Raw genomic sequence first — 24,614 nt, 5'->3', positions numbered from 1 at the left:
CTTCCCGCGGGCCCCTTCGCCATTCCCGGGGGGGCGCCCCCCCGGACCCCCCGGTGTGGGGGCTGCGCCCCCACGCCCCCGGACGCGCGCTGCGCGCGCTTTTGGGGCTTCGCCCCTTGCCCCCGGGCTTCGCCCCTTGCCCCCGGGCTTCGCCCCTTGCCCCCGGGCTTCGCCCCTTGCCCCCTTTGGTTCCTGTGGTGGTTTGGGGTTGGGTCAGTCGGTCAGGGGGATGTGGGTTGAGCCTGTCTGGCCCAGTTTCTGGATCGTGTAGGTCTCTTGCTGGGCGGGACGGGTCGAATCCGTGAACTGGAAGACCGCGCGGCGGCGGACCACCTCGGTGCGCAGGTCGGCGGGGTTCACCAGCTCTACGCGTTGTGCTTGCGGGCCCCAGGCGAAGCGGCGGCACTCGACCTGGGTGTGGCCGCCTGCCGTCCGTTCGCGCAGCAGGGCGTAGGCCGCTTCGGTCGCGGGGATCACCGGGTTCTCGACGATCGTGATGTCCAGGCGCACCGCGGTCGGTTTCACCGGGCCGCCGTCGATGTGCAGGGTCAGGCGTAGGCGTTCGCCCGGGGCGAAGGGGCCGTTCAGTTTCTGGATCGACGCCAGCGAGAGTTCGTGCAGCTTGCCCGGGTCCAGTCTCGGCGGGCCGCCGGCGGGGTCCAGGAGGTCGCGCGGGGTCTGGTCCAGGTCGATCTTCTGGAGGGCCAGCGTGGCCACCGGGGCGCCGGGCGGCGGCTCGTCCCAGTCGTAGCGGATGGCGAGCGTGCTGGTCGGGTCGCACTCGCGGCGCTCGGCGGAGAGGGTGACCGCGCGCTGCGGGCTCGTGGTGTCCGACGGCTGCTTGGGGAACTGCACCGAGACGCCGGCGTGGGCGGAGGGGGAGGCCAGCCGCCGGTTGTACTCGGGGTCCTCGAAGTGGACGTAGCGCGGGACGAGCGGCAGGTAGGACGCGTTCGGGTCGGCCACGCGCAGCGGGAAGCGCAGCACGTGGCCATAGCCGTCGTGGTAGGGCTCCGCGCCGGGCTGGTGCGGGACGAACCGCGCCTTCACGCGTGCGTCGAGGGACGCGCCGGGGGGCAGGGCGGCGATCAGTACGCGGGCCCGGTCGGCGCGGGTCTTCGGGTCGCCGGTGAGTCCGAAGCGGCGGATCGCGAACTCGGCCGTGTCGATCGTGTCGACGTCCGGCAGGGTCAGTCCGGCCGCGGTCAGCTGGGCCCGGAGGGCCGGGGTCAGCGCCAGGGTGGGGGTGGTGATGTCCTCCAGGGGGGTGACGTGTTCCGCGTCCACCAGGTCCATGGTCAGGGACCAGTCGCGTATGCCGGTCTCCGGTGTCTCCGGCTTCTGGCCGTTGACCAGCGTGATGCTGCCGTCCGTGCGGTAGACGAAGGTCAGGACTCCGTCCCAGCTCACGTCCAGGGTGGAGCGTTCGACGGCGGCGAGCCGCAGCCGTAGGCGCAGGGCCGTCTGGCGGAACTTCGGGTCGTCGAGGGCGGCGCGGAAGGCTTCGTCGGTCGGGGACGCCGTGACCAGGGCCAGGGCCTCCGGGTCGAAGTGGCTCGCCCAGGTGCGCAGGGCGACGTCCTGCCGGCCGTCGTCGTTGGGCGGCAGCGGTACCGGGCGCGGGGTGCGGTGCTCCACCGGGAGCCCGCCGGAGAGCATCGCCAGGCCGCGCGGGCGCGCGTGCTCGCCCGTCAGCGTGATGCCGCTCTGGCGCAGGACCTGGTGGCGCACGGTGACGAACACTCCCGGACGCGCGCCGGTCACCAGGTAGCGCAGGCCGCCGGGCAGGACCGGCTGCCAGCGTTCCAGGGCCGGTCCGTCCGCCACGGGGAGGGCGGGCTGGTCGAACACCGCGCCCGTCAGCACGGGGAGCGGCGGGTCGGGCGGCGCGGGGAGGAGCGTGCTGACCGCCGGTGCGCGGAAGCGGCGGGGCAGGCCGCCGGTCGGCCGGTCGGTGTGCAGCGCCGAGCGGAACTGCACCGTCCGCTGGACGGTCTGCCACCACAGCGTCTGGCCCGCCGCTCCGGGGGAGGCCGCGCCGACGGCGCCCTGCTGGCCCTCGGTGTAGTGCACGCTGACGCGCAGCGCGCTGAGGCCCCAGGGCCACGCGGGCAGGTCCGTGCGCACCGGGCGCCGGGTGAGGTGGAGCGGCTGGACGCCGACGGTCTGCGGCGGCGCGAGTTCGAAGTCGTGGGGGCTCGCGGGGATCGCCGCGATGTTGCACTGGCCTTCGCGGTAGCGCAGGCCGGTGAGTTCCGGGCGGATGCGGAACAGCCGCTTCGCGAGCGGTGACGCGGCCGTGACGCGGACGAGGGCGAAGGCGTAGCCGGTGGTCAGGGCCGCCTCGCCGAGGTTGTCGGGACGGGTGTTGTCGCTGATGATCCGGTAGCGCAGCACCGCGATCGGCGACTCCGGGGCCAGCAGGCGCTGGGACTGGACGGCCCACCCCTGGGCCTGGGCGCGCAGCCTGCCCTCGTCGGCCAGGTCGGGGGTGTCGGGGCGCACGCTCCACATGCGGCTCGCCACCGGCTGGAGCTCCATGGTGCTGGGGGAGAGGCAGAGCAGCTCGGCCAGCAGCAGTCGGGTTCGCAGTGGTGAGGGGGCGCCCTGCGGGACCGCCGGGGCCGGTCGCCACTGGAGGCCCTGGTACGGGCTGACGACGAGGCTGAGCGGGCGCGGGTTGGCGGCTCCGTCGAGCGTCAGCGGCGCGGGGATGAGGGTGGCCGCGGGATAGCGGCGGGGGCCCTGGCCGGTGGGCGGCCGGGTGAGCAGGCCGCTGCTCGCGATGAGCGCGGCGGCGAGCGTCCAGCCGTAGGGGGGCTTGGTGGCGGGGGTCAGCGTACTCACGGACGGGGTGAGCAGCAGGCCGTCCTCGCGCCAGACGGGGTCGGCGTAGGGCGAGGGTTCGGGTAGCGCGGGCAGGCCGTCGGTTCGCGGCGGGTAGAAGGGGCGGCGCGGGTCGAGGGCCTGGCGCAGCGCGGTCGGGCGGCTGAGCCGGGCCGGTGTCTCGGGGAGGGACGCGAGGACGCTCTGCGGCGACGCGCCCTCCGGTTCGGGCGCCGGGTTCTGGGCGCGGAACCAGCTCTCCTCCAGCGCGAGCGGGTCGAGCCGGGCGAAGGCGCGGCCGACCACGGTGTCGAGGCTGGCGAGGGTGATGTTCAGCGGGGCGCCGTCGGCCCAGCCGCAGAGCGCGAGGGCCAGGGCGGGCAGGACGGCGGTGGGGGCCGACGCGCGCAGCCGGCCGATCAGCAGCACCGGGTCCGTTTGCAGCGGGCTGGGCTGCCCGGCCGGGGTGGCCAGGTCGCGGGCCGTGTCCTGGAGCCTGCCGAGGAAGGGCATGGTCAACAGCAGCCAGCGCGGGTCGGTCGGGTCGGTGGGCGCGTAGTCCGCCGGGCTGCCGAGCAGGGCGCCCTGGCTGCCGGTCGGGAGGAAGTGGAGCGTGGTGGCCGTGCCCTCCGCGACGGGCGTGAGCCCGATCATGTGGTGGGCGCTCGCCTCGACGAGCAGCGTGTCCTGCGGGAGGGCGTCCAGCGCCGCGCCCGGGTCGGCCAGCAGGGCGGACAGGCCGGCGCCCAGGTAGCCGCCGCCCACGGTGCCGAGCGGGCCGACGTCGTCGGCCGGGTCGATGGCCTTCAGAGCGGCCAGGGAGCGCAGGAACCGCGCGGCGCGCCGGGGCGTGAGCAGGCGCACCTCCTGGAGCGTCGTCCAGCGGGCCTCCTCGCCGAGGGTTCCGCCGCCGTTGGCCGCCGGGGTCACCTCGACGAGCTGGTGCTCGACCACGGCCGGCGTCTGCCAGCTCTGGCCCTGCGCGAACGTGAACAGCAGCGGGCCGTCGGCGGCGGTCAGCATGGAGCCGGGCAGTTCGTGCTGGTTCAGCAGCACGCGGATCGTGTGGCGCAGATGCGTCAGGGGCGGGGGCCCGGCGACGCGGGCCGCCGGGAGCGTGATGCGCGCGTTGGCCGCGTCGTAGCTGAGCCGCTGCGGCCAGGAGACCAGGTTGGTCGCGGTCAGCATCCCGTTGAGCAGGAAGCCCTCCTGCCAGTCCTTGCCCTGGAGGCGCGAGGTGTAGCCGATCACGACGTCGCCGGACGAGGAGCCGTACAGCTCCGCCGCCTCGGCGCTCCGGGCCGGACGGGGGTCCTGCAACGAGCGGCCCCAGTGGGCGATGAGCAGCGCCTCCACGAAGGCGCCGGTCAGCGGCAGTTCGGGGAGGTCGTCCGGACGGGCGGTCGCGCGGAAGGTGACGGTGGCGAAGCCCGGCGCGGCGCGTTCGCCCAGGCCGGGCGTCCGGGCGTCGGCCAGGCGCATGCCGGGCAGGAACTGGAGGCCGTCGGGCTGCGGGGCGCCGTAGCCGTTCCAGCCGAACTGGAGCGCCGTGTCGCCGGCCAGGGCGGCGGGCGATCCGTCGGGCAGCGTGACCGCGAGCGTGAGGTCGCCGAAGAGGTTCGCGGAGTCGAGCGTGAAGCGGTCCGCCCCCGCCGCCATCAGGTCGAAGGTCAGCGCGGCCGAGATCGCCTGCCCCCGGGCCGTGGTCGGTGCCGTCGCCGGACCGGCGGCGGAGCGCGCGGCCACCTCCTCGGGGCTGAGCGCGCGGTCGTAGAGGGCGAGCATGCGGTAGGTGCCGAGCCACGCCCGGCCGCCGGTGATCTCGTCGCCGAGGGCCAGCTCGTAGCGGTCGTCCCAGGTGTCGAGGCTTCCGGCGACGGTCTGCTCGGCCGCGAGCCGCCCGTTGATGTAGATCCGGGTGCGGCCGTCGGCGGAGCGGGTGTAGGCCAGATGGGTCAGGGCGGTGCTGAGCGAGCCGGTCGGGGTGGCGAGGTCGGGGACGCCCTCCTCGGTCGTGGTGCTGGTGCGCAGCCACGCGTCCGCGGCGGACGAGGTCAGCAGCCCCTTGCGCTGCTGGAGGGTCACGTTCCGGTGCTGGACGTCGGCGGAGACGGTGACGATGTTGTACTGCGCGTTCAGCAGGCCGCCGCTGACGGGCTTCACCCACGCCTCGATGCTGATCTCGTCGCTCGCCTTCACCGCCGAGATCAGCTTCCTGGCCGGCGCGCCCGAGCGGATGAGCCGCGCCTGGGTCAGGGTCAGGCCGTCGGCGCCCCAGCTCATGCCCTGCGACGAGGCGGCCTTCAGGTCCAGCGGCTCACCCGTCCCGGAGGTGTCGTGGACGGTGGCGCCGCTGCCCTCGTCGAACCGGTAGAGGGCCTGGAGCCCCGAGGGCGGTCTGCCGACCCGCACGGCGAGGGTGAGCTTCAGCGTGTGCTCGCCGCCGGCCGTGTCGAGGCCGAGGGCGACCCGCTGCGGGACGATCGGGGCCGGGCCGTTCGCGCCGGGCAGCGTCAAGGGCGGCGTGGCGGGGTTGGGGAACCCGATCGGCGGCAGCCCGACCGCCCACTCCACCTGGAACAGGTGGAAGTACAGCCGCACCTGCTGGACGGTCAGGCCGGTGCCGCCGGCGGCCAGCGCGATCCCGCCGACCCGCAGGCGCGGCGCGTCGCCCGCCTCGCCGGCGGTGGTGGCCAGCGGCCACTCCAGCGGGGGGCCGTCGAGGGCGACGGCGCTGAGGCGCAGTTCGGTGCCGGTCCCGGTGAAGGTCAGCCGCGCGCAGTTGCTCAGCTCGGCCTGCTCGCTCGCCGCGCCCGCCAGCGGGAGTTGCAGCCGCCCGATCACCTCGACCGTGGCGACGCCGTCGCCCGCGAAGACCACCCGGTCGAGCACCAGCGGGAAGAAGCGCAGGCCGAACAGGTCGAGGCCGGGCACGGGCTTGTCGGGATCGTCGTCGAGCGGGCGCAGCCGCCACTCGTATCCGGTGCGGTGCTCGTAGTCGCTGCTGCGCGCTTCGGGGTCGTTGGCGTCGAGGTCGAGTTCGACGGCCTTGGGCGAGCGGGCGGACGCCTTGCCGAACGCCGTGCCCTGGGCGGGCAGGTCGCGGAACCAGAGCCGCCAGGACGCCGTGCCGTGGGCGAGCGTGAGCGGCAGGCGGGTGGTCGTCAGCTGGACATCGCCCGCGGTGGGGTGGCTCAGCGGGGTCCTGATCAGGTTGGCCGCGGGCACGCTCGCGCCGCGGACCAGGCCGCGCTGGTCGGTGTAGCCGCCGGTCCCGGCCGCCGCGGCCATGCTCCCGGCCGTCACCCGGTACCGGGCCGCGTCCGGGGGCGATCCCGCCGGCAGGCGGCGCAGGGCGTTCGTCCCGTCGGCGAAGTCGCCGTCGACCCCCTGGAGGGCGGTCTCGCCCTTCAACACCAGCGGGGCGCCGGGGGCGGCGGGGTCGGCGTTGTCCAGGCGAAGCTCGCCGGGGTAGCCGTCCAGGGCGAAGGCGGTCTTGACCGGCCACGGGTGGACGGACGCCAGGTCGCCCAACACGGGCTGGCCGTCCCGCCGGCCGAAGGCGGCCACGTCGTCGGCGGCGGCGAGGTTGGCGCGCTCGGCGAGGCGCCGCCAGTGCGCGGCGTAGTCCACGCGGGTGAGCGGACGCGGCGGCTCGGGCGCCGCCGTGTCGGGCAGCGGCGAGCTCTCGCGCGGGTCCGTGGGGATCCTCGGGAGCTGGGCCAGTGCCTGGACCTCGTCGGTGTAGGGCAGGTCGTAGCGGTACTGGACGGGCAGCCCGAGCGAGGCGTCGCTCTGCGGCGGGTCGCCGTCGGGACGCGGGTCGAGCACCAGGCCGGGCAGCGAGAGCGCCAGCAGGGGCAGGTCGAACAGCTTCGCGGTGTCCGCGCCGAGCCATTCGCGGGCGGGTGCGAGGGCACCGCCGCCGTAGCGCGGCCAGCCCGCGGCGCCGTCCGCCGCGAAGCGCCAGCCCACCGGCAGGTCCACGCCGTCCTGGCGGGTGACCGGCAGTTCGAAGGGGACGAGCTGCCGTCCGCCGATCGGCACGTTGGGCGGGGTGAGGCTCTGGGTGAGCGCGAGCGCCTGCACCATCGGCAGCGTCGGGTGGCGGCGCCAGACGAGCGGCAGCGCGAAGCCGAGCAGGTCGGGCGGCAGGGCGCCGCGCTGCACCAGGGCCCGCAGCAGCACCGGGTCGACGCCGTACTGGAAGGCCCAGGCACCGAGTGCCGCCGAGGGCGCCGGCTTGCTCCGCCATGCGAAGCTGATCGCCTCGAAAGCGAGCCGCACGAGGGGCGGGAACAGTTCGCGGCCGGTGACGGTGTGCAGCGGCAGGGTTCGCAGGCCGCCGATCCAGTCGTCCAGGCCGGGCAGGGCGTCGGCCGTGGTCGGCGACTCGGTGCTCAGCCAGAACATACCGCCCAGCGACACCTCGGGCGCCTCCAGCGTCAGCGCGGCCGACTGGAGCTGGAACTCCTGGCCGCTCGGCGCGAGCGTCCAGGCGCCGGTCATGCGCTGGGTCGCCGCGAGCGTGAGGCTCCACGGCTGCTCGCCGGGGACCTGGGCGGCCACGGCCGGGTCGTCGTTGCCGAAGCTGACCGCGCCCTGGAGCAGGTTGGGGGGAGCGGGGACGGGCTCCGCCCGGGCCGCGCCCGCGTCGAGGTAGATCTGCTCGGACAGGTTGGGCAGCGGGAGCTGGGCCCAGCCGTCGTCCAGCGGTGCGAACCCCCACAGCACGGCCGGGGCGACGGGTTCGGCGGCGGCCCCCGCCGCGGCCGGGCTCCAGGTCGGCTCGGGCTCTCCCGCCGTCGCGCGGAGCCGGCGCGCGGCCTCGTTCGGGTCGAACGCGAGCGTGGCGGCGGCGAGCGTGATCCGCTCGCTCCACCCGGTGCCGTCGCGGACGGCCTGGTAGCCGAGCGTGCCCGGGGAGCCCGTGGGCGTGGTGCCCGCCCGCACGTCCACGCGCAGTTTCGTGCCGTCGGCGGTCAGCCGCGCGGACGCGGGCGTGATCCGGGCGAGCGTGTCCGGCTGGGCCGACCGGTCGTAGGGCCGGCGGTCGCTGAGCAGCACGCCGAAGTCGTCGCCCGCGAAGCTGATCGGGCGCGTGCCGGGCTGCTCCTGCCAGGGCGCGATCTCCCAGAACAGGCGCGGGACGGCCAGCGGATCGGCCGGCTCCAGCGTGGCCCACTCCGGTGCGGGCACCGGCTGGACCAGGCCGTTCAGCGGGTTGTTCGGGTTCAGGTAGCGGCCGAGGCGGCGCCAGGAGGCGATGAGCGCCGCCCGCTCGGCGTCCGTCAGCCGCTCGGCCTCGATCGACATCCGGAAGCCGCGCACCCCCGCGCCCGGCGCCGGTTGGGGGTCGGGGACGACCCGGGCGAGCTGGAACACGGCCTTGACCGGCGCGGTGTCCCAGAGCAGCCGGACCTGGCCGAAGGCCGACAGCCCGGCCGCGTGGACGGCGAGGGCGCCGAGCAGGCGGGCCGCGCCGGTGCGCTGGGTGATCGCCGCCGGTTCGATCCCCAGCGCCGTGTACAGCTTCTGGGTCGCGCCGAGCTGGGCGGCCATCGGGTCGAGGATGATCTCCCCGCCGAGGCAGGTGAGGGTGGGCAGCTTGCCCGCCGGGTTCTCGGGCCAGCCGTCGGCCGGGGCCTGGAGCAGGAGCAGGCTGACGGTCCCGGCGCTGATCGCCGCCCGGATCGCCGCCGGGGAGAGCCTGCCGTCGGGCTTGTCGCCGCCGCGCTTCCACACGTACTGCGGCGTGCCGCCGTTGGTCGGGCTGATCGTGACGCTGGTGACGTAGACCAGCGCGAGCAGGGTCCCCGGCAGCAGGACGTCGTCCTCGCCGACCGCCTCGCGCGGTGTCGTGTCCGCGAACAGTGTGCGGAACGCGAGGTTGGTGCCCGGGTCGGCCAGCCGGATCACCTCGGTCTCGGCGGCCCAGAAGGGACCCGCGACCCTCAGCTTCGGTAGCTCGGGGAGATCCGCCATCTGCTCCTCCTGGTCCGCTCGTGGGTCCTACGCGTCCGCCCGCACGTCCGCGGGGTCGATCGGCCGCTGCTCGCTCGGGGTGGCACTGCCGCGGCGGGCGCGGACCACCAGGGACCGTCCTGCCATGCCGCTGCCCTGGCTCGTGCGGTGCAACCGCCTGAGCGCGAGCTGGTCGGGCCGTCCGGGGTAGGAGGGCAGCAGCGCGACCGGATCGTCCGCGCGCATCATGCCGTGGTAGCGCAGCAGCACGGCGCCGAGCAGCAGCTTCTCGGCGACGGCACCGGTGAGCCCCGACTGGACGGGCCGCACCGGCACGTCGAAGGGGACCGTGACCGGCGCGGCGCCGGGGCCGCCCGCGCCGCGCACCGCGGCGATCAGCGCCTCCACGGCCTGGGTGAACTCGGGGAACGTGGCCCAGCGCCGGAGGGCGGCGGCGTCCGCGTCGGTCATCGCGCCGGTCCACCCGATCGTGGTGTAGCGCGTGCCCGGCGCGTTGCGCGCGAACTCCACCCTGCCCCGGAGCTCCTCGGGGATCTGCTCAGGCCCGACGGGGATCTCCACGCGGGTGACGGCGTCCGGCCCCGCGCCCGCCGCCTGGGCGACGATCCGCGCGATCGCCCCGGTGAAGGCGCTGTCGCCGGGGAGCCGCTGGAGCTCTGCCGCCGCGGCGTCCGAGGGGCCCTGCCAGACCAGGGTCAGGGTCTGGGTGGCCAGGAAGTCGATCAGCGGTTCGAGCCTGGCGGGCAGGGTCGCGGCCGGGGTGCTCACCGGCTCGGTGACGTACCAGCTTTCGAACAGTTGCCGGATCTTCTCCCCGTCCTGGTCGCTCACCAGCTGGAGCAGGGCGGCGCGGTCCTGCCGCGTCATCACCCCGGCGAACAGCAGGCGGCCGTGGTCGTCGATCGCGACCCGGTTGCGCGTGTCCGGCGGCAGGTTCGCCGTGGAGTAGCCATGGCCGAGCTGCTCCTCGCTCACCTGGACGAGGTCGACCGTCAGCGGGAAGTCGCCGAGCGCGGTCGCGGGGGGCGCCAGCGCCGTCCGCGCCACCAGGAAGCGCTTGCCGAGCTGGCGGTGGGCGAACGCGCCCGCGACCGGGTCGAAGAAGCACTCGGCCTGCACCTCGATGTTGCCGCTGAACAGCTCGACGATCTGGTAGACGACCTCGGGGTCGGGCAGGGCGGCGAGCTTGCGCGCGGCCACCGCACCGGCCACCGCGCCGTCCACCGCGCCGTCCACCGCGCCGTCCACCGCGCCGTCCACCGCGCCGGTCGCGGGGTCGGGCTTCTCGCCGGGCCACCGCGCCTGGGCGTCGTCCGGCAGGCTGTCCCAGAACGTGCGCAGCGGGATCGTGACGCTGCGCACGCGCGTGTCGGCCTGGAGCTGGGCGCCGCCGGGGACGTCGGCGGGGAAGGGCGGCAGCCGGTGCCACACGATGTCCGCGCCGGTCACGGTGGCGTTCGGCAGGGGCGAGCGGTAGGTCAGGTCCCGCTGGGTGACGCTGTTGATCGGGGAGACGGTGCCGTCGGTCTGGGCGATCAGCAGCAGCCGGTGCTCGTAGTAGAACGGCAGCGCCCGCCACTGGAGGGCGAGGACGCCCCGCGAGAAGTCGCCGACGCGCTCGGGCAGGTCGAGGCCGCGCAGCTCGTCCCGGTCGGCCGCGGCGTCCAGGACGAGGTGGTCGGGCCGGTCCGGCAGATGGCTCGGGATCGCCGGGTACTCGTCCTCGACGAGGCGCACGGGCAGCTCGTGCTGGTGGTCGTGGGCGAAGCCGAGCACCCAGTCGTACCAGTCGGTGTAGCCGAAGCGGCGCAGCAGCGTGAAGGCGAGCCGGCGGAAGGCGAGCTGGCGGGCGAGCGTCTGGTTGCGCTCGGCCAGGGCCTCCTCGTGGTGCCGGGCGACGATCACCTCCCAGATCGCGCCCGGCGCGGGCGGGCGCGCCGGGGTGGCCGCCTCGTCGAGCCGCCGCGAGCCGAGGATGAGCGGGGCGTCCACGGCCTGCGTGCGCTCGATCACCACGTCGACGCCCCCGGCGGCGGGGTCCACCTTCACGGCCGGGGCGCCGGCCTCGGCGGCGGCGCGGCCCGGGAACAGCGTCGGCGAGCGGCGCAGGCTCTGCCACAGCAGGTCGTAGCGGCCGTAGGGCTGGAAGTAGTACCGCAGTGTGTGGGCCCAGCGGTCGTCGAGCAGGTGGGTGTAGGTCAGGCGGCCGGCGTCGTCGGGCGTGGCGACCGTCGGCGATCCCGCGCGGGGGTAGGCCGTGGCGGCCCAGGGGCCGGTGCCCGTCGCGCCCAGCCCGTCCGGCCCGGCGGAGACCGCGCCGCTCGCGTCGAAGAAGCGCACCGTCCAGGCCAGCACGTCGGGCAGCACCTTGGCGATCTCGGATTCCCCGGTGGGCAGCGTGACCCTGCCGGTGTCGGGCACCTTGGGGTCGTTGCTGTTCAGCGTCTCCAGGTAGTACTTGAGCCGCAGCCACTGGACGTGCTCGGGCACGGTGTCGTCGGGGGCGGCGAACAGCGCGGCGAGCGCGCCGGTCGCGACCGTGAAGTGGTGGGTGCGCTCGTCGGTCGGGCCGAAGTCCTCGGTCCGCACCGTCCCGGCCAGGTTCTCGGCGGCCTGGAGGTCGGCCGGGGCGAGGGCGGGGCGCAGCAGCCTCATCTGGTCGGCGTTGAGCATGGTGCGGGCGGTGAGCAGCTTGCGGGTCCGGTCGTAGGTCAGCAGCGCCGCGATCGCCGGGTCGAAGGGCCCCGGGTCCCCGGTCAGCCGCACCGAGGGGCGCACCTCGACCGTCGCGGGAAGCGCCGCGCCGCGCAGCAGCAGCGCCGCCGCGCCGTCGAGCGGCAGCCTGAGCGCGCGGGTGATCGGGGCGGGCTGCGGTTCGAGCTCGCTCTGGCCGCTGCCGCCGTCGGGCCGCTCGACCAGGCTGCACGGCGCGGTGAGCGTGAAGCGCACCTCGACGTCGGCGTTCGAGCGTCCGGTGATCGTGACGGCGCGGTAGCGGAGCCGCTGCCGGACGGTGGGCCGCAGGCTGAGCTGCACCAGCGCCAGCAGGTCGTCGCCCTCGGCCGCCCGCTCGCCGAGCTGGACGCTGCGCCCCGGCTGGAACAGCAGCTCGACGTGGAGGTGGCGGCGGAAGGCGGCGAAGGCCGTCGCGTCGGGGTCGGCGGCCCCGCCGGTCCCGAGCAGCGCGAACAGCTTCTGGAGCAGCTCCAGCAGCTTCGGGCCGCGCAGGGCGCCCGCGCCGGGGTCGTGGAGGCTGAAGGTCACCGCCAGGCCGAGGCGCTGGAGCACGCCCCAGCCGTAGCGGTCGGCGCCGGGCGGGCAGCTCGCCAGGAAGGCGGCCAGGTCGTTCGGCAGCGTCGGCGGGCTGACCTGGATCGCGGCGGCGTAGCCGTCGGAGATCCGGCCCTGCGGGTCGGTGACGCTGCCGGGACGCAGCGCGCGCAGCCGCTCCACCAGCCGTTCGAGCAGCGGGTGCAGCGCCGCCTTCCGCCGCCCGCCGGGCTGGGTGACGCCCTCCCACGCGGGCCATTCCAGGTAGGAGTCCTGCCAGGAGTACCAGGGGCCGCGCTCGTCCCGGACGCCCTGGACGGTGGGATCGGGACGGCGGCGGCGCTGGATCGCGCCCGGATACCACGCCTCCCACTGGCTGGTGTTCAGCGTGTCGCCGGGCACGAGCGGCAGGTCGTCGGCCGGGAGCATCTGGACTTCCTGCCGGAGCCGCAGCTCCTCGGCGAGCCGGGCGGCGCTGGCGAAGGTGTCGGTGGTGGCCGCGTCGATGTTCAGCTCGTACAGCCGGTAGCCCGCGTTCAGTTCGAGCGGGAAGCCCGCGTCGCCGCTCGGGCCCTGGTTCCAGCGGAAGCAGATCGCCCGGATCCCCAGGGGATGCGGCCGGAACCCGACGATCGCGCCGATCGCGCCGGTGAAGACGAACGGGGCCGGTCCGGCCGCGTCCGCGCCGGGCCCGCCGGTGGCCGCGAGCGGCATCGGGGTGTGGGCGAGGCCGGGCTCGGCCCGCTCGTCCTCGGGCCGCACCACGGCGAACGAGGTCGGCCGCGGCAGCCACTCCAGCTCGGCCGGGCGGCGCTCCTCGCGCGGGGCGCCCGTGTGCTCGATCCGGTCGGTCGGCGCGGGGGAGGCGGGCGGCGCGGCCACCGCCTCGGCGGCGAGCAGGAGCTGCACCGGTGCCAGCGCCGAGGGCACGTCGCGGTCGGAGACCGTCTGGAAGAACACCCGCCACGCCTCGGGGCGCCACGCGCCGTCCGGCAGCACGCCCCGCTCGCGCAGGGTGGCGACCGGGATCACCGCCGCGCGCGCCCCGGGCGGCCCGAAGACGTGGTCGAGGTCGACCTTGATGTCGGTGGGCAGCGGGCGGGCATTGGAGGTGGGCAGGCCGGTGGTGCGCCCGCGCTGGGTCGTGCTGTCCAGGCCGTAGGAGCCGATCGGCACGGTGCTCTCGCGGCGGAAGACCAGCCGGTACGTGCGGACCGGCACCGGCGGCCCGTTCTGGACGGCGGGCTCGCTCCACTCGACGTAGACCTGGCGGGGCGGCAGCACCTGGGGGGCCGCCGCGCTCCCCGCCGGTTCCAGGTCGGTCGGGGCGATGCTGTAGCTCACCGTGAGGTCGCCGTCCACCGGCACCGCCGGCGGGGTGTTCGGGTAGCGCGTCGCGATGAGGGTCAGCGGGCGCCCGGAGCCGCCCGCGAAGTCGACCGGGGTGATCGTGTAGACGTAGCCGCGTCCCTCGCGGGGCAGCGCGGCGCGGTCCTCCGCCGTGTCGGGGAAGTGGTCGACGACCTGGAAGCGCGGCTGGAGCAGCGAGAGCGTGTCGGTCGGCGTGGCGGCGCCCGCCGCCTCGTCCGGCCCCGCGACGCCGGGGACGTCGGTCGTGTGCCGGTGCAGCACCTTCACCGGCTTGACCGTGGTGGTGCGCTCGGCCTCGTCGCCGTCGAGGGCGCGCCTGCGCACGAGGTAGTGGGCGAGGTGGTGGTCGGGGTCGTTCTGCGCGCGGGTCATCCCCGGCGCGGCCGGGCGCCGCCAGCCCAGCTCCCAGGACAGGGCGATCGTGCTCGCGTCGCTGTACTGGCGCACCTGCTCGAACTCGGGCGGGAACAGGCTGAACTGGGCCTGGGCGACGTTGAAGGCGCGGACGCCCTCGCTGTTCGGGCCGACGTCGGTCGCCTCGGGCCGCTCGCGCTGGCTGATCGTCGGCTGGGCGTCCGGCCCGGTCGCGACCTGGTCGAGCCAGGAGGGGCGGCGGCCGTCGGCGGACTTCACCGCGAACACCAGCCCCATCCTGAAGGCCGCCGAACCGGCGGCGATCTTGTCGCGCTCGGCCTGGCTGCTCTCGGCGTGGAAGGCGCGCAGGTCGGAGATGATGTCGTGGATGATCACGCCGCGCATCTGGTGGGCCTGCTGGTCGGCCTGGGCCGCGCCGACCGTGCCGGGGTCGCCGTCGTCCTGCGCGGTGCCGTTCGGAGCGTAGATCGTCGTGCCCGTGCTGAAGGCCGACTCCAGCAGCTGCTCGTAGAGTTCCTGGGTGTCGTGCTTGAGGAAGGGCGAGCCGCTGAACTGCTCGAACGCCCCGCGCACGGCCGCCTCGAACGAGCTGTCGGAGGGGGTGCGCACCCTCGGGTCGCTGACCGGCGGCCGGTAGCCGGGCAGCGCGCCGGGGTCGCCGACCGGGTGGCCGACCGCGGTGTCCCCGCTGCCGGTGTAGCGCTGCTTGAAGGCGTTGGCGACGTGCTGCGCCAGGCTGAGCCCGTCCCCCAGCGGATCGGGGCCGCCCGGTTCGCCCGTGGTCGGGTTCACGACGCGGCGCTCGGTGGAGCCGGCGTACAGGCGCGCGGCCCAGTCCACCGCCCAGCTGATCGGCTGGCCGGCGGTGACCGCGCCGCTCACGTCCACGAACTGCGGGGTGGGCAGGGGCTCGTAGTGCAGGAGCGTGTAGGTCTCGCCCGCCGCCGGCCTCGGCACGCGCAGCGCGAAGTCCTTCGTCGGCACGGTGTTCTGGGCCGGGGGCGGCGGCAGGAAGCCCGGCTCGGGCTCGGCCACCGGGAAGCCCTCCTCGTCGAGGACGAGCCGTCCCTGCGCGTCCCGGTGCAGCCGCTCGCCCTGCGGCAGCAGCGCGAAGTAGGTCTTGTGCTCGGCGTCCCAGGCCGGTGCGTCCCGAAGTACGAAGACGACGTAGCCGGGCACGTGGAACACATCGGCTTCGGCGGAGGGCGCCATGCCGAGCAGCGGCGCGAGCGCGCGCGGCGGCAGGACGTGCTGGGGCGTGGGCAGCATGCGCGCGATGTCCGGCGCGGCGCCCAGGGCGCCCTCGGTGCCCGGCACCGGATCGACCTCGGTGGCCTCCAGCCCCAGCGACAGGAACTGCTTGGTCCGGTCGAGGGCCGCCTGGACGTTGTCCTCCTGGAAGGCGACCTTGACGTTGGCCTGGAGGCTGTGGCCGCAGCAGGAGATCCCGACGGTGCCGTGGCCGCGCACGCCGGGGATGCTCAGCCCCTTGACCCCGATCTCCAGCCCGGCGCTGAAGCTGATCTCCAGGCTGAAGCGGAACGTGAGCCTGATCGTGGTGAAGACCAGCGGGATCTTGATCCAGAACTCGATCGCGAAGGTGACCTGCACCTCCAGCCCGATCGCGCCGTAGACGGCCGATTCGCCCGTGGGGTCGCGGAAGTCGATCACACCGATGTAGCGCGCCCCGAACGCGACCCGCGCGGTGGCGCTGATCCGCATGCCGACCAGCCCGAGGTCGACACCGGCGCTCAGTTCGAGCCGGCCGCGGGCGAGGAAGCTCGTGCCGAGCACCATCTCCGTGGTCGAGACGCGGAAGATGAACCCGCCCTCGATCTCCACCGCCAGCGGGCCGAGCTTGGTGTGCCAGCGCAGCATGTTGGGCCAGCCCAGCTCGTAGTGGAACAGGCCCGGCTCGATCAGCAGCGTCGCCGAGAAGCGGCTGTTGCCGATCGCGTCGCGGACGAAGTCGGGCAGCGGCGGGTGCTTGCCCGGCTTGCCGCCCTCGGGCTTGGAGATGTGCGCGAGGAAGCGCTTCTGGCGCGGCGAGAGCAGCACGAAGCCGCTCAGGATCGGGTTCTCGCGGGCGCCGTCGACGTTGTTGACGTAGTCGGCGTAGTTGGTGTTGAACCAGCCGCGCACCGCCATGAAGAACGTCAGGTCGCTGCGGAACGCGATGATCGCGTCGACCAGGAAGATGCAGGCGAGGTCGGCCTCGGCGGCGGCCTCGTAGCGCAGCGGCGAGGCCGAGGCGGAGGTCTGCGAGATCATCGCGCGCAGCACGATCGTCCAGCGCGGGTCCTGGCCGGCCTCCTCCAGGTCCACCGCCCAGCGGTCGCGCTTGGACAGGTCGCCCTGGGTGCGCGAGAGCCCCTCCAGCGTCTTGAGGAGCTTCTTGACGTCGTGCTCGGCGTCGGCGGCCTTGATGGAGGCGATCGTGAAGCGGTAGCCGAAGCCCATCCCGATCTCGCGCAGGTAGATCTGGATGACCGGGATCATGAAGCTGACCTGGCGGATCTCCAGGTACAGGAACCAGGCCCGCAGCCAGGGCGAGCCCGCGCCGCGCCGCACGCGCAGGAAGCCGAAGCTGGCCGCGAGGGTGGGCAGGCCGTGGATCTCGACCAGGCCCTCGCCGATCAGCCCGGTCTGGTCGGGCTCGTCGACGAAGTCGACGGCGCCGTGGAGCCGGAACGCCGAGCCGATGGCCAGGTTCACCGCCAGGCGCGTGAAGTGGATGCGCGGCACGAACTCGCCCGGCGCGGGCAGGCCGATGAACAGCTCGTGGTAGTCGGGACGCGAGTCCGGGGTGTCGCCGGGGCCCTGCGCGAACTTGAGCTGGCCGGTCACCTGCATGGCGCCGTCGCCGTCGAAGAACTCGCACTGCGGGACGAAGCCGATCGCGCGCAGCTCCATCTCGAAGCAGCCGAGGAAGTTGAACGACTTGGGCTTGGGCAGCTCGATCAGGAACTTGACGTGCTTGCCGATCACCCGGGCGTCGCCGGTGAGCGGGCACTGGACGAGGTCGATGCGGGTCCTGCCGAGCAGCGCCAGCGGCCCGTCGGCGTCGTCGCCGGGCGCGAGGACGAACTGGGCCGAGCCGGTGACGGTGAAGTACAGGTGGAAGGCGCCGTCGTCGACGAACCGCAGGCCGAGGGCGTCCACCGAGAACTGGAAGCGCGTGCCCTTGCAGTCGAGCAGCTTGACGCCGCGCAGGTTCGCGGCGCCCTGCACGAGCGTCAGGTTGCCGCCGTCGCGCTGGGCGAACTGCAGCGCGATGTCGGCCGTCGCGTCGCCCACGAGGTCGGGCGGCAGCGGGCCCGAACCCGCGATCGTGAAGTCGGCGATGCGGTTCTCGCGGATCGTGAAGCCGCTGTCGGTGAAGCGGAAGCGGGTGCGCAGCCCGTTGAGCCGGGCCGGGCGGTCGGTGACGGTCGCGGCGAGGTTGACGCCCTTGGGCGTGAGGGCGAAGTCCCGCACGCTGAAGGTGATCGGCTCCTCGCTGGCCCGCGTGAAGTCCAGTTCCAGCACGGCGCCCTCGGGCTGCTGGATCTGGTAGAGGTAGTCCTTCGTCGCGATCGTGAAGTAGTGGAAGGTCTTGTCCTCCAGCGGCCTGCCCTTGAACCGCCAGCGCATCCCGAACAGGTCGGGGAACTCGCGCTCGGCCTCCGGGGAGCGCAGCTCGATCCCCTGGTCGTGGTCGACCTTCAGGGCGAAGGTGCTGAGGCTGAAGGTCAGGCGGCACAGCAGGTCGAAGCTGAGGCTGAGGACGCGCAGCCGCATCCCGATGTCGAAACCGACCTCGCCCTGCGGCAGCGTGATCGGCAGCCCGTCGAGCGGCGTGCGGAGGTAGAGCTGGAGGAACTGGGAGTCCGCGCCCTGGCCCTGCTTGAGGAAGGGCAGCGTGAACGCCCCGCCCCCCGCGTCGAGGTTGACGCTCAGCGTGGCGGTCCAGCCGTCGTGGAGGTCGGCCGGGTCGAAGACGACGGGCTTGCAGAGCGCGGCGGGGTCGTTCAGGTCGAGCGGGGGGATCGGGGTGGTGAGCTGGCGGAAGAAGCCGGGCAGCTTGGGCGCGCCGAGCGCGACGTCCAGCAGGACGAGGCTGCGCGGGCCGTCCGCCGGCTTGAGCGTGACGGCGAACAGCGGCTTGCCGGGAGGCTGCGGCGGCTCGTCGTTGTGCAGCTCGCGGTCGCCGTCGCGGCCCCAGGCGAACGTGCTGCCCGCCGTGACGGGTTCGGTGCCCGGCAGCGTGACGACGAACGCGGCGCGGCCGAGTCCCGCGCCCTGGCGCATCAGCAGCAGCGAGAAGCGGCTGTTCGCCGGCAGGTTCACGCTGAGCCCGGGGAGCGCGAACGCGGCGCCGGGCGCGGCCGCCTGCCAGTCGAGCCGCACCTCCTCGATCCCAGCGCCGATGATCATGCGCAGCGTGACCTGCTGCTCGCCCGCCGGGCTGCGGTCGCCCAGGTTCGGGACGAACCGGCCGAGCAGCCGGTTGAGCGCGCCCTCCTTCCATTGCAGGACCAGGCACGCCTTGCCGCCCGACTGGTGGAAGCCGACCGCGGCGCCGTCGATCACGACCCCGGTGTCGCCGATCATCACCGGGTAGGGGAGCTGGGCGCTGAACGGAGTGTCGGAGACGATGCCGTCCTTGCTGGCGCTCCCGCTGAGCTTCGGCACCGCGAGCTCGACGAACGGGCGTCCGGGATCGGGCTCGTAGCGGGCGTCGCCGCCGCCGCTCACCTTGCGCATGGCGCGCAGCAGCTTCGGGCCGAACCGCAGCGCCACGGGAGCGTCGGACACGCGCAGCACCGTGTGCGGGACGAAATCGATCTCCAGGCCCAGCCCCTGGGGATCATCGGTTCCGCCGCTGTCGCGCTTCAGCACCACGCTCACCGCGTCCAGCCCGGGCAGCGGCAGGACGAGATCCTCCTCCAGGAGCAGGCGGCTCACCAGATTGACCTTGTCGGGCTGGACCGTCGTCTGCGGCGGCTCGATCCAGATGTGCGCGAGGACCGCGGGGTCGGCCGGCCTGGGCAGGAAGGGCGGCCACTTCTCGCCGAGGTAGTCCTTCAGGGACACGAATATCGTCATACCGAGCAAGCCCCCCACGGCGTTTTCGAGTCGACGTCTGAGAAGAGGTCGTACGTCTCCTGCTCCTTGTCAGAGAGCTTCTTCTCCGCGGTGGGCAGGGCCACGGGGGTGACGCTGGACGGGAGGGTGACACCGCTGCCCGGCGTGCCCCAGGAGGTGTTCCAGACGTTGAGCGCCTTGTTGATGTCGATGATCTTCTGCTGGTCGGCCGGGTCGAGGCGGAAGGCGTCGCTCCAGAGCTTCACCCGGTACTGCCGCACCAGCGCCGTGTCCTTCTCGTCGTCCTCGTCGAGGAAGGCCACCGAGTGCTCGATGTCGGTGTAGAGACTCCGCCGGGCGAAATTGGCCGACCCGATGATCGCCCAGTGGTCGTCCACGATGGTGGTCTTCGAGTGGACCACCACGTTGCGGGAGAACATCGCCACCTGGGCGCGCTGCGGGGGAGTCAGCCCCTTCAGCAGCCCCTGGGTCAGCGCGACCAACGTGTACGGCGGATACTTCGGATCGGCCGGGTCGCGGAGCCCGGTGACGAGGAGCACCTTGAGTTCGGGCTTGGTCGTGACGCCTTCCCGCAGTGCCTTCATCAGCTCGATCGACCAGAATTGCTGGTCCTCGATGTAGATGTAGCGCTCGGCGGCCTTGATCGCGTTGATCCAGGCGGTGCGTATCTCGAACAGGCCGGCCGGGGCGAACGAGATCTTGTCGTTCTCGGGCAACCGGTTGGTGCTCGTGTAGTTGAACTGGGGAAGGGTGCGCAGCGACTGGACGCGATGTTTGGCCACCGTCGTGGTCGACAGGGGGCGCGGGCCCAGGGCGGGGGAGCCGGGCGTGTGACTGGCGATGTTCGTGAAGCCCATGCGCAGCGTCCGCACGTTGCGGCCCCTGACCTCGTTCCACATGTCGCGGAAGAAGTCGTGCATCGCCTGCACCACCGGGCCCTCGACCTTCGCCTGCACGTCGTGCCACTGCCCGGCGGGGTGCGGCTGGGAGCCGTGGCGGTCGCCCGCGAAGTCGAGCCCGCCGGTATAGCCGACGGCGCTGTCGCCCTTACCGACGATCACCAGTTTGGTATGCGCGGCGCCCGCGGAGTGGGTCAGGATGTTCACCCAGGCCTTCTCGGCGAGCGCGGGTTCGGTGCGCAACTCCAGGATGGACGCCAAGGTGGCGAGGTTGACATCGCGGATCGAGCCCAGCCCGTTCTGCACCGCCTTGGTCTGGACGAAATTGTCGGCCATCACGGCGAACGAGGCCCAGCCCAGTACCCGGACATCGACTCCGGCCTTCGCCTTCTTCTTGAGCAGGTCGATCAGCGTGGCCGCGGCCCCCGGCCCGTCGAGTGAGAACGGTTTCTCCAGGTCGACCGTCGGCAGGTAGGTGCCCGACGAGCCGGGCGCGGGGAGGATCTTGCCGCCCATCAGGTGCAGGTGCCAGCCGGCGATGTAGATGAACTGGTTGGCGTTCTCGCTCGGCGTCCCCGTGCCCACGCCGGCGAACTGCGTCTTGAGCTCGTCGAAGTAGGTGGTGCCGTCGATCAGCGGGGTGATCTGGCAGCCGGAGAAGGTCGCCGGCATCGGCTCCGATGGGGGCACGGTGTCGTCGGGCTGGACGAAGTACTTCTTTATCAGAGCGTCGATATCGGCCAACAGTCGGCCCCCGTAAGGTAAATATACCTAAATGACGGAATTCAGCGTTCCGCTTGGTGGAACAGCGGGCGAGCGCCGGTTGTGAACGACGATCGGGCTCAGGAGTGAATGGCTCGTCATTGAAGAGTGTGGCATAGCGATGCTCTCACCGGGAAGGCCGCGCCGACAACTGCGAGGCCCAATCCGGTCAGCGCGGCTTCCGGTGCTGGGCCGTCGTGATTTTCTGACCGGCGGCGGGCTCCGGCGGTTGCCGGTTTCGCGGATCCGCCGAGCTCTGTTGATCATCGGGGACGCCTCGGATGTCGCCGGTTGATGATCTACTTTTTACTTTCCTGGGCTAGTTAGTGATGATTTATCCTGTTTGGTGTTCTTGGGGGGAGCGTCAACACCCCGGGCTTTTGGGGTTTCGCCTCGCTCAGGGCCGGGGGAGTCAGGCATCGTCATTCTCCTTCGAAACCTCGGGACACGGAGGTGTAGATCGCACCCGCCGAGGTGGCATGGGGGCTTGTCGCCGTGCCCCGACGACGAACACCAGCGCGGCCGAGCCCAGGCGGTCGCGGGCGAGCGATGTGGCGCCGTGCGCCGGGTGATCGTCGATTCGCACGGGTCCCTTCACCGGTGATCGCGGCCGAATGCCGAGGGCCGCGCGTTCGTTGAATTCCACTTCCGCCGTCGAACGCTCTGGTCTCGGCCCGGTGGGCGCCCCCTCGCGGGGCGGGCCTACTGTTGTCGTGTGCGGAATCTTGTGGCCGGGCTGCTGGACGTGTGCGGCGTCCTCGTCTTCGTCGCCATCGGACGCGCCTCCCACGAGGAGGCCGGGAGCGTGGCGGGGTTCGCCGGTACCGCGTGGCCGTTCCTGGTGGGGCTCGCGGCGGGGTGGGGGGTCGTCCGCGCCTGGCGGCGGCCGGGCGGGCTGGCGCCCGTCGGCGTCGGGGTGTGGATGACGACGGTCGTGGTGGGCATGGTGCTGCGGGTGGTGTCCGGGCAGGGGACGGCGTTCGCGTTCGTCCTGGTCGCGCTGGCCTTCCTCGCGCTGGTGCTGCTCGGCTGGCGGGCCGTGGGCACCCGGCTCGCACCGCAACGGACGTGACGCCCCCCCCTGAGAGGTCGAGGATGCCGTCTCCTGCCCGCTCGCTGATCCGGCTGGGGGCCCGGTTGGGCTCCACCGCCCAGAACGCCCTGGAGGTCGCCCGGTTCGGCGGGCTCGACACCGACGAGGACGCCTCGCCCAGCGAGGTCGTGACCGAGCAGCGGGTGTACCGGCTGCGGCACTACTTCCCCGAGTCGGCCGCCGGGCCCGTCGTGCTGCTCGTGCCGCCGCTGATGATCACCGCGGAGGTCTACGACATCTCCTCGCGGGTCAGCGCGGTCGCGGTGCTGCGGCGGCTCGGCACCGACCCCTGGGTGGTGGACTTCGGCGCGCCCGAGCGCGAGCCCGGCGGGCTGGAGCGGACGATCACCGACCACGTCCTCGCGATCAGCGACGCGGTCGACCGGATCCGCGCGATCACCGGACGGGACGTCCACCTCGCCGGATACTCCCAGGGCGGCATGTTCGTCTACCAGGCCGCCGCGTACCGGCGCGGGGAGGGCATCGGGTCGGTCGTGACGTTCGGCAGCCCCGCCGACACCAGCGTGGGCCTGCCGTTCGGGCTGCCGGGCTGGATCGCGACCGAGGGCGCCGGGCGGATCCCCGACCGGCTCCTCGGCGCGTTCGCGGTGCCCGGGTGGGTGACCCGGATCGGGTTCCAGATGCTCAGCCCGGTGAAGTCGGTGCGGTCGCGGGTCGAGTTCGTCCTGCAACTGCACGACCGGGAGCGGCTCGCCCAGCGCGAGCGGCAGCGGCGCTTCCTCGAACGGGAGGGCTGGGTGTCGTGGCCGGGCCCGGCGCTCGCGGAGTTCGTCCGGCAGTTCGTCCAGCACAACCGGATGCTCACGGGCGGGTTCGTGATCGGCGACCGGCTCGTGACGCTCGCCGACATCACCTGCCCGGTGCTCGCGTTCGTCGGCGAGGTGGACGAGATCGCGGCGCCGCCGATGGTCCGGGGCATCCGGCGGGCCGCGCCGCGCGCGCCGGTGTACGAGGCGTCGCTGCGCGCCGGGCACTTCGGGCTGGTCGTCGGGAGCCTCGCGGTCGGCCGGACGTGGCCCGCCGTCGCCGCCTGGGCGCGCTGGCGGGAGGGCGAGGGCGACCTCCCCGAGATCGTCCGGCCCGTCACCGGCGACGAGGAGGCCCCGCCCGCGGGCCTGCCCGGGGGGCCGGCGGGCTACGGCCTCCAGCTCGCGATGGGCGTCGGGACGGGCGCCGCCCGGTCGGTGGCCGGGGCGGCGGCGCGGGCGGTGCGCGGCACCCGCCGGTTCGCGGACGAGGCGGCGCGGAACATGCCCCGGCTCGCGAGGCTGGAGCGCATCCACGCCGACACCCGCATGTCCCTCGGCCTCCTGCTGGACGAGCAGGCCGAGCGCATGCCCGGCGAGGTGTTCTTCCTCTACCGGGGGCGCGCCCACCGGCACGAGGCGGCCAGGTCCCGCATCGACGCGGTCGTCCGCGGGCTGATCCACATCGGTGTCCGGCCCGGCGAGGCCGTCGGGGTGCTGATGGGCACCCGCCCGACCGCGCTCGCGCTGGTCGCCGCGCTCAGCAGGCTCGGCGCGGTCGCGGTGCTGCTGCGTCCGGGCGGCGACCCGGCGGCGGAGGCGCGGCTCGCCGGGGTCGCCCGGGTGATCGCCGACCCCGAGCACGCCGCGGAGGCCGCGCGCCTGGAGGGCGTCCAGGCGCATCTGCTGGGCGGGCGCGGCTCCGAGGGGCGCGCGGAGTGCGGCCTGCCCGACATGGAGCTGATCGACCCCGGCGAGGTCGAGGTGCCGGGGTGGTACCGGCCCAATCCGGGGTGCGCGGGTGATCTCGCGTTCGTGGTGTTCGGCGGCGAGGGCGACACGCTGCGCGCGAACCGGATCACCAACCGGCGGTGGGCGCTGTCGGCGTTCGGGACCGCCTCCTCCGCCGCGCTGTCCCCGGCGGACACGGTGTTCAGCATCACCCCGATCCAGCATCCGTCCGCGCTGCTGATGAGCCTCGGCGGCGCGGTCGCGGGCGGCGCCCGGCTCGCGCTCGCGAGCGCCTACGACCCCGAGACGTTCTGGGACGAGGCGCGCCGCTACGGCGTGACCGTCGCGTCCTACACCTGGACGCTGCTGGGCGACCTCGTGAACGCGCCCCCGCACCCGGGGGAGCGGCACCACGCCGTCCGGCTGTTCATCGGGTCGGGCATGCCGCGCGGGCTGTGGCGGCGGGTGGAGGAGCGGTTCGCCCCGGCGCGGGTCCTGGAGTTCTACGCCGCCACCGAGGGCGAGACGATCCTGGTGAACCTCAGCGGGCGCAAGCCGGGCTCGGTGGGCCGCCCGATGCCGGGCGGCGGGGCCGTCCGGCTGGCCCGCTACGACCTGGAGCGCGGCCGCCTCGCCGAGGGCCCGGACGGGTTCGCGGTCGAGTGCGGGCCCGGCGAGACCGGGATGCTGCTGGCGCGCGTCCGGCTGTCGGCGCTGGGCGCGGCGCGCGGCGTCCTGCGCGGCGTGTTCGCGCCCGACGACGCCTGGACCGCCACCGGCGACCTGTTCCGCCGCGACGCCGACGGCGACTTCTGGCTCGCCGGACGCGACGCCGAACTGATCCGCACGGCGGACGGCATCGTCCCGCCCGGCCCGGTCAGGGACGCGCTCGGCGACCTGCCCGCCATCGACGCGGTCGCGGTCTACGGCGTCCCGGACGGCGGGGTCGAGCTGGTCGCGGCCGCCGTGACGCTGCGCGAGGGCGCCGAGCTGAAGGCGACCGACCTGGCGGAGGCGCTGCTGCGGGTGGAGCCGGCGGCGCGGCCCGCGATCGTCCGCGTGGTGGAGGAGATCCCCGTCACCGCCGAGGGAAGGCCGCGCACGGCGCCGCTCCGCGATCAGGGCGTTCCCGCGGGCGGGGACGGCCGCACCTTCGTCCGGGAGCGGGGCGGCGCGTACCGTCCGCCGACCGGTGATCTTCGACCGGGGGGCACCCGGTAAATTAGG

The 24,614-nt window shown here is 74.0% G+C and carries 5 protein-coding genes; 2 read left to right on the top strand and 3 right to left on the bottom strand.

Annotated elements, in window-relative coordinates; genetic code table 11:
• Positions 1–213: 213 nt before the first annotated feature.
• The 3 genes from GNZ18_RS24325 to GNZ18_RS24315 are packed head-to-tail and all read right to left on the bottom strand — an operon-like array spanning position 214 to position 20,558.
• Positions 214–8,811 (bottom strand): LamG domain-containing protein, encoded by an 8,598-nt coding sequence (locus GNZ18_RS24325; protein ID WP_156218884.1) that lies wholly within the window; start codon positions 8,809–8,811, stop codon positions 214–216.
• A gap of 27 nt (positions 8,812–8,838) precedes the next feature.
• Positions 8,839–18,903 (bottom strand): hypothetical protein, encoded by a 10,065-nt coding sequence (locus GNZ18_RS24320; protein ID WP_156218883.1) that lies wholly within the window; start codon positions 18,901–18,903, stop codon positions 8,839–8,841.
• Positions 18,904–18,911: 8 nt separating this feature from the next.
• A complete protein-coding gene (locus GNZ18_RS24315; RefSeq protein WP_156218882.1) occupies positions 18,912–20,558 on the bottom strand; it encodes a phospholipase D family protein in 1,647 nt (548 codons plus the stop codon).
• A gap of 733 nt (positions 20,559–21,291) precedes the next feature.
• Between GNZ18_RS24315 and GNZ18_RS24310 the strand changes: the two genes are divergently transcribed.
• Together GNZ18_RS24310 and GNZ18_RS24305 are read left to right on the top strand one after the other, a co-directional pair.
• On the top strand, positions 21,292–21,648 hold the full coding sequence (locus tag GNZ18_RS24310) for a DUF3054 domain-containing protein (RefSeq protein ID WP_312874698.1): 357 nt from the start codon (positions 21,292–21,294) through the stop codon (positions 21,646–21,648).
• A gap of 23 nt (positions 21,649–21,671) precedes the next feature.
• Positions 21,672–24,608 carry an AMP-binding protein gene (locus tag GNZ18_RS24305; RefSeq protein WP_156218881.1) on the top strand — a complete coding sequence of 979 codons (2,937 nt, stop codon included), beginning with the start codon at positions 21,672–21,674 and terminating at the stop codon, positions 24,606–24,608.
• The last annotated feature ends 6 nt before the right edge of the window (positions 24,609–24,614 follow it).

This window comes from Actinomadura litoris, assembly GCF_009733595.1.
Classification (GTDB): Bacteria; Actinomycetota; Actinomycetes; order Streptosporangiales; family Streptosporangiaceae; genus Spirillospora; species Spirillospora litoris.
Note: the sequence above shows the minus strand (reverse complement) of the source record. Positions and strands in the feature narration are given on the sequence as shown.